This is a genomic window from Bacillus sp. UNC438CL73TsuS30 (assembly GCF_000482325.1).
In the GTDB taxonomy this organism is placed as follows: Bacteria; Bacillota; Bacilli; order Bacillales; family Cytobacillaceae; genus Neobacillus.
Genome location: NZ_AXVA01000032.1, coordinates 40396 through 46618, shown reverse-complemented (window position 1 = coordinate 46618; position 6223 = coordinate 40396). Strand labels below are relative to the sequence as shown.

Annotated in this window: 12 protein-coding genes; all 12 read right to left on the bottom strand. The window is 39.7% G+C overall.

Translation table 11 applies throughout. From position 1 onward, the window contains the following. Positions 1-169: 169 nt before the first annotated feature. Entirely contained in the window at positions 170-559 is a 390-nt protein-coding gene (gene rpsK / locus M028_RS0111865; protein ID WP_026574109.1) for a 30S ribosomal protein S11, read from the bottom strand. A gap of 21 nt (positions 560-580) precedes the next feature. Then, positions 581-946 (bottom strand): 30S ribosomal protein S13, encoded by a 366-nt coding sequence (gene rpsM, locus M028_RS0111860; RefSeq protein ID WP_026574108.1) that lies wholly within the window; start codon positions 944-946, stop codon positions 581-583. 24 nt (positions 947-970) lie between these two features. Further along, complete coding sequence (gene rpmJ / locus M028_RS0111855) at positions 971-1084, bottom strand: 50S ribosomal protein L36 (RefSeq protein ID WP_000868344.1); 114 nt, start codon at positions 1082-1084, stop codon at positions 971-973. Between the two features lie 36 nt (positions 1085-1120). Further along, positions 1121-1339: a translation initiation factor IF-1 gene (infA, locus tag M028_RS0111850; RefSeq protein WP_007085268.1), complete on the bottom strand. Its 219-nt coding sequence runs from the start codon at positions 1337-1339 to the stop codon at positions 1121-1123. Between the two features lie 303 nt (positions 1340-1642). Next, positions 1643-2293, bottom strand: a complete 651-nt coding sequence (locus tag M028_RS0111845; RefSeq protein ID WP_026574107.1) for an adenylate kinase — start codon at positions 2291-2293, stop codon at positions 1643-1645. A 56-nt stretch (positions 2294-2349) separates the two neighbouring features. After that, positions 2350-3645 carry a preprotein translocase subunit SecY gene (gene secY / locus M028_RS0111840; protein ID WP_026574106.1) on the bottom strand — a complete coding sequence of 432 codons (1296 nt, stop codon included), beginning with the start codon at positions 3643-3645 and terminating at the stop codon, positions 2350-2352. Further along, positions 3645-4085, bottom strand: coding sequence for a 50S ribosomal protein L15 (gene rplO / locus M028_RS0111835; protein ID WP_026574105.1), 441 nt, complete (start codon positions 4083-4085; stop codon positions 3645-3647). The genes secY and rplO overlap by 1 nt, the downstream gene beginning before the upstream one ends. 32 nt (positions 4086-4117) lie before the next feature. Next, the gene (gene rpmD / locus M028_RS0111830; RefSeq protein ID WP_026574104.1) at positions 4118-4297 is read right to left on the bottom strand and encodes a 50S ribosomal protein L30; all 180 of its coding nucleotides are present in this window, start codon (positions 4295-4297) and stop codon (positions 4118-4120) included. Between the two features lie 14 nt (positions 4298-4311). Then, positions 4312-4812: a 30S ribosomal protein S5 gene (gene rpsE, locus M028_RS0111825; protein ID WP_026574103.1), complete on the bottom strand. Its 501-nt coding sequence runs from the start codon at positions 4810-4812 to the stop codon at positions 4312-4314. Between the two features lie 24 nt (positions 4813-4836). Next, positions 4837-5199 (bottom strand): 50S ribosomal protein L18, encoded by a 363-nt coding sequence (gene rplR / locus M028_RS0111820; RefSeq protein ID WP_026574102.1) that lies wholly within the window; start codon positions 5197-5199, stop codon positions 4837-4839. Between the two features lie 33 nt (positions 5200-5232). Beyond that, the gene (gene rplF, locus M028_RS0111815; protein ID WP_026574101.1) at positions 5233-5769 is read right to left on the bottom strand and encodes a 50S ribosomal protein L6; all 537 of its coding nucleotides are present in this window, start codon (positions 5767-5769) and stop codon (positions 5233-5235) included. Positions 5770-5800: 31 nt separating this feature from the next. Further along, positions 5801-6199: a 30S ribosomal protein S8 gene (gene rpsH / locus M028_RS0111810; RefSeq protein WP_026574100.1), complete on the bottom strand. Its 399-nt coding sequence runs from the start codon at positions 6197-6199 to the stop codon at positions 5801-5803. Positions 6200-6223: the final 24 nt, after the last annotated feature.

Below are 6223 nucleotides of genomic sequence, written 5' to 3'. Positions count from 1 at the left end.
CCTCCTTCAAAACGTCGAAAACCTCGATTAGGTAAATGATCTAACCGAAATTCCCCCATGTATACGTTCCCGTTTTGTGCACAACAACTGGAATAAATCTTCTGTATGAACGGAAAAATTAGTATCATATCCCATTATAGACAGGGATACGAAAGTCTATACAGAAAAATTAAACACGACGACGTTTTGGTGGACGGCATCCATTATGAGGAACAGGAGTAACATCTTTAATTGCTGTTACTTCAAGACCAGCAGCTTGAAGAGCACGAATGGCAGCTTCACGTCCTGCACCTGGTCCTTTAACCGTTACTTCTAGTGTTTTCATACCGTGTTCGATAGAAGTTTTTGCTGCTGTTTCAGCTGCCATTTGCGCTGCGAATGGAGTAGATTTACGAGAACCTTTAAATCCAAGCGCACCTGCACTTGACCATGAAATTGCATTACCATGAACATCAGTGATTGTTACAATTGTGTTGTTAAATGTTGAACGGATATGTGCAATACCTGATTCAATATTCTTTTTAACACGACGTTTACGTGTATTCGTCTTACGTGCCATTTAAATAACCTCCTTTGCCGATTACTTCTTCTTGTTCGCAACGGTCTTACGAGGACCTTTGCGTGTACGAGCGTTGTTTTTAGTATTTTGTCCACGAACCGGTAAACCACGACGATGACGTAATCCGCGGTAGCAGCCGATTTCCATTAAACGCTTAATGTTAAGAGAAATTTCACGGCGAAGATCACCTTCAACTTTTAGTTTGTCGATGATATCACGGATTTTGTTTAATTCGTCTTCAGTTAGATCACGCACACGTGTATCTTCAGAAACACCAGCTTCTGCTAAGATTTTTTGTGCTGTATTTTTACCAATACCATAAATGTAAGTTAACGAGATAACTACACGTTTTTCACGTGGAATATCTACACCAGCAATACGTGCCATATTTTAGCGCACCTCCTTCAAAAATTAACCTTGTTTTTGTTTATGTTTAGGGTTTTCACAGATAACCATAACTTTTCCGCGTCTACGGATAACTTTGCACTTTTCGCAGATCGGTTTAACAGATGGTCTTACTTTCATTATCCTAACCTCCTTAGTAGTACGGAGTGCAAGCAATTATTTAAAGCGGTAAGTAATTCTTCCGCGTGTCAAGTCATATGGAGAAAGCTCAACAGTCACTTTGTCACCCGGAAGGATTCGAATGAAGTGCATTCGAATTTTACCCGAAACATGAGCTAGCACAGTATGACCATTTTCTAATTCTACCTTAAACATTGCATTTGGCAAAGTTTCAATGACTTTACCTTCAATTTCAATTACATCATCTTTGGCCATTGGACACGTCTCCCTTCTCTTTTCAGATTGTCATTTATTTAAAAACTAGTGCAAGTGCAAATCAAAGCTCAACTTTACGATTATAGCATAATGACCTGTACCACGTCTTCTAGTAACAATTAGAAATTAAAATTTCTATGCCAGGCTTTAGACGCGATCTCTATTAATTATCCATCATCATGTAAGTTTTGCCAAACACGATGTCCGGCATACTCATATAATTGAAAACCGATTGCATCCACAAAAGTTAGAATCTTTTCGGAGATGTACGAGAGACATTTAGCCTGGTTTTGCATTTGGTCATTAGATTAATATCCCTAGTAATCGCTCAATTTCAGCAAATACTACATTAATATCTTGCTGCCCGTTGATCGTACGTAAATATCCCTTTGCATCATAGAAATCCAATAATGGCTTTGATTGTTTAATATTTACATCCAACCGATTTTGTACAGTTTCCGCATTATCATCTGCCCGTTGGTACAATTCTCCGCCGCAGCGATCGCATTTCCCTTCATGAGCTGGTGGGTTAAACACAAGATGATAAGTAGCGCCACAATCCTTACAGATACGGCGCCCTGTTAAGCGCTCCATTAGGATATTCTTGTCAACATCAATGTTAATACAATAGTCAATTGACCTGTTTAGTTCAACAAGAAGAGTTTCCAATGCTTCTGCTTGAGGTACTGTTCTAGGAAAGCCGTCTAGTAAAAATCCCTTTTGACAGTCTTCTTTACTTAATCGCTCACGAACAATTCCGATTGTTACTTCATCCGGAACAAGTTCACCTTTATCCATGAAGGATTTAGCTTTTAAACCTAGTTCTGTTCCTTCTTTCATCGCTGCACGGAACATATCTCCAGTAGAGATATGAGGGATGCCGTATTTTTCAACTATTCTTTCGGCCTGTGTGCCTTTACCGGCACCCGGAAGCCCCATTAATACTAAATTCACACGTATTCCCCCTCGTGCTATTGATAGGTTTTAAGGGGACTTGATCCCCCAAACCTTTATTTTATAAAACCTTTATAATGACGCTTAACCAATTGAGCCTCAAGCTGTTTCATCGTATCAAGGGCGACCCCGACAACGATTAGCAGGCTTGTTCCTCCAATTTGAGCTGATTGCGGAAGATTCCCTATCTTAATAAAGATAACCGGAAGAACCGAAATCGCTGCTAAGAAGAGCGCACCAACAAAAGTTAAACGATATAATACGCGCGTTAGGTATTCTTGTGTACTTTTTCCAGGACGAATACCAGGAATATAGCCGCTTTGCTTTTGTAAGTTTTCCGCAGCTTGTTCAGGATTCACTTGGATAAAAGCATAGAAGTAAGTAAACGCGATAATTAAAGCAGCATATATGATCATCCCAATTGGATGAGAATAATCAAATATTTTGTTAATCCAAATCGTTACATCGTTTTGCGGGAAGAAAGAAGCAACCGTCCTTGGTGTTACAATAAAGGAAATCGCAAAGATAACAGGAATAACCCCTGCTGCGTTAACCTTTAAAGGCATATGAGTCGATTGTCCTCCTACAGGATTTCGGCCTGCCACAACACGCTTAGCATATTGGATTGGAATTTTACGATTTGCTTGTTGGATAAAAATAACACCCACAACAATAGCAATAACAGCAATCGCAATGATCACAACAGTTACAATTCGTAAAAATAACGCCTCACCGGCATTTTCAAACTGTTGAACAAAAATTTGTTTCACAGTGGTTGGAATCCCAGCAACAATACCTGCAAAGATGATTATAGAAATCCCATTCCCAACACCTTTTTCAGTAATTTGCTCACCAAGCCACATTAAGAATGATGTACCAGCAGTTAAAACAACTGCAATTAATAAGTAGGTACCAATTCCTGGGTTTTCAATTAATTGACCATTTGCAAGGTTATTGAATCCGTAGGACATACCTAATGCTTGGATAAATCCAAGCACGACAGTAGCATAACGGGTAAACTGAGCAGTTTTCCGACGACCGGCTTCTCCCTGCTTGGACCATTCTGTAAATTTTGGAACAACATCCATTTGTAAAAGCTGGATAATAATTGAAGCAGTAATATACGGCATAATACCCATTGCAAAGATGGAGAATTGTTTTAATGCTCCACCGCCAAAAGTATTTAAAACGCCGAACACACTAAGTTTATCCTGCGCGCTAAGTACATCAGCATTTACATTAGGCACAGGAATAAAAGTACCTAGACGAAAGATTACTAACATTAAAAGGGTGAATAGAATCTTTCGTCTTATATCACCCACGCGCATAAAATTGGAGATTGTTCGGAACATTAGATCACCTCAACGCTTCCACCGGCAGCTTCAATTGCTTCTTTGGCGGCAGAGGAGAATTTATGAGCTTTTACAGTCAACTTTTTCTCTACGTTCCCTTTTGCAAGAATTTTAATTCCTGCTCTTTCGTTCTTAACAACGCCTGATTCGATAAGAAGTTCTGGAGTAACTTCTGTACCTTCTTCAAAGCGATTAAGAGCATCAAGGTTTACAACCGCAAATTCTTTACGGCTGAAGTTCGTAAAACCACGTTTTGGTAAACGACGGAATAATGGTGTTTGACCACCCTCGAATCCTAAGCGAACACCGCCGCCTGAACGAGCGTTTTGTCCTTTATGACCTTTACCAGCAGTTTTACCTTGACCAGAACCGATACCACGTCCTAAACGTTTACGTTCTTTACGTGAACCCTCTGCAGGTTTTAATTCATGAAGTTTCATATTGGCACCTCCTTATGAAAGAAAACAATTAATTATTGTTCTTTTACTGTTACAAGGTGAGCAACTTTATTAATCATACCGCGAATAGCAGCGTTATCTTGATGCTCAACTGTTTGATTTAATTTACGTAATCCAAGCGCAGTAACTGTCGCACGTTGGTCTTCAGGGCGACCAATTAGGCTACGGTTGAGGGTAATTAATAGTTTCGCCATTTGAATTCCCCCCCTTATCCTAACAGTTCTTCTACTGATTTACCACGTAACTTTGCTACGTCCTCAGCACGTTTTAATTGTTTTAAACCATCTACAGTTGCACGAACCATATTAATTGGTGTATTTGTTCCTAAAGATTTTGAAAGGATATCAGCAACACCAGCTAATTCAAGAACCGCACGAACTGGTCCACCAGCGATAACTCCTGTACCTTCAGAAGCAGGTTTTAAAAGGATTTCGCCAGCACCGAAACGACCAATTACTTGGTGAGGAACAGTAGTTCCAACCATAGGTACTTCGACTAAGTTTTTCTTCGCATCTTCGATAGCTTTACGAATCGCATCCGGTACCTCTTGAGCTTTACCAGTACCGAATCCGACATGACCGTTTTTATCTCCAACTACTACAAGAGCAGTGAAACGGAAACGACGTCCACCTTTAACAACTTTCGCAACACGGTTAACCGTAACTACGCGTTCTTCTAGTTCAAGTTTGTTTGGATCAATACGACGCATCTTTTTGTGTCCCTCCTTTGTCTATTAAAATTGTAAGCCGTTTTCGCGAGCAGCATCAGCTAATGCTTGAATACGTCCATGATAAAGGTATCCTCCACGGTCAAAGACAACGTTTGAAATACCCTTTTCAGCTGCACGTTTCGCAACTAATTCTCCGACCTTTTGTGCTGCATCAACATTGCTTGAAGACTCAAGATTTAATTCTTTATCTAAAGTTGAAGCACTTGCTAAAGTAACTCCATTCATGTCATCGATAATTTGAGCATAAATATGTTTATTAGAACGAAACACATTTAGACGTGGACGAGCTGAAGTTCCGCTAAGTTTCGCACGTACTCGAGCATGTCTTTTACGGCGAACAGCGTTTTTATCAAGCTTCGTAATCATTTACGTCACTCCTTTCGTTTACCCATAAGGCGATTACTTACCAGTTTTACCTTCTTTACGACGAACGAATTCACCTTCGTAGCGAATACCTTTGCCTTTATATGGCTCTGGCGGGCGAACTTGGCGAATGTTAGCAGCTAACGCACCAACGCGTTCTTTGTCAGTTCCCTTTACAATAACTTTTGTATTGGAAGGAACTTCAATTTCAAGTCCTTTTTCAGGTTCAATTTCTACAGGATGAGAATAACCAACGTTTAAAACAAGCTTGTTCCCTTGTTTTTGCGCACGGTATCCAACCCCGATTAATTCTAAACCTCTTTCGAAACCTTTAGAAACACCTTCAACCATGTTGGCAATAACAGCACGAGTTGTACCATGTAATGCGCGGTGTTCTTTTACGTCTGATGGACGAGAAATGTTGACCACATTCTCTTCAACGTTAATTGTAATATCAGGATTAAAAGTACGAGTTAATTCGCCTTTAGGACCTTTTACAGTAACGGTTTGATTATTTAAAGTAATTGTAACTCCAGCTGGAATTTCAATTGGTTTTTTTCCTACGCGAGACATTTAGTGCACCTCCATTCTTTCAGAAACTCTATTACCAAACGTAAGCTAATACTTCTCCGCCAACTTGTTTTGCACGAGCTTCTTTATCAGTAATAACACCTGTTGAAGTTGAAACTAGTGCAATACCAAGACCATTAAGTACACGAGGTACCTCAGTAGATTTAGCGTAAACGCGAAGACCAGGCTTACTAATACGTTTAAGACCAGTAATAACACGTTCGTTATTTGTACCGTACTTAAGGAAGATACGGATAATACCTTGTTTGTTGTCATCGATAAATTCAACGTCACGTACGAAACCTTCGCGCTTTAGAATTTCAGCGATTTCTTTTTTGATATTAGAAGCAGGTACTTCTAACTTTTCGTGACGTACCATATTCGCATTTCGAATGCGAGTAAGCATATCAGCAATTGGATCTGTCATGACCATTATTTTTACCTCCTTCCCAAACCT

Bases quoted from the DNA above. Each gene is read 5' to 3' on its own strand.
- rpsK (WP_026574109.1), bottom strand. From the start codon at position 559: ATGGCACGTAAGACGAATACACGTAAACGTCGTGTTAAAAAGAATATT.
- rpsM (WP_026574108.1), bottom strand. From the start codon at position 946: ATGGCACGTATTGCTGGTGTAGATATTCCACGTGAAAAACGTGTAGTT.
- rpmJ (WP_000868344.1), bottom strand. From the start codon at position 1,084: ATGAAAGTAAGACCATCTGTTAAACCGATCTGCGAAAAGTGCAAAGTT.
- infA (WP_007085268.1), bottom strand. From the start codon at position 1,339: ATGGCCAAAGATGATGTAATTGAAATTGAAGGTAAAGTCATTGAAACT.
- secY (WP_026574106.1), bottom strand. From the start codon at position 3,645: ATGTTCCGAACAATCTCCAATTTTATGCGCGTGGGTGATATAAGACGA.
- rplO (WP_026574105.1), bottom strand. From the start codon at position 4,085: ATGAAACTTCATGAATTAAAACCTGCAGAGGGTTCACGTAAAGAACGT.
- rpmD (WP_026574104.1), bottom strand. From the start codon at position 4,297: ATGGCGAAACTATTAATTACCCTCAACCGTAGCCTAATTGGTCGCCCT.
- rpsE (WP_026574103.1), bottom strand. From the start codon at position 4,812: ATGCGTCGTATTGATCCAAACAAACTTGAACTAGAAGAACGCGTAGTT.
- rplR (WP_026574102.1), bottom strand. From the start codon at position 5,199: ATGATTACGAAGCTTGATAAAAACGCTGTTCGCCGTAAAAGACATGCT.
- rplF (WP_026574101.1), bottom strand. From the start codon at position 5,769: ATGTCTCGCGTAGGAAAAAAACCAATTGAAATTCCAGCTGGAGTTACA.
- rpsH (WP_026574100.1), bottom strand. From the start codon at position 6,199: ATGGTCATGACAGATCCAATTGCTGATATGCTTACTCGCATTCGAAAT.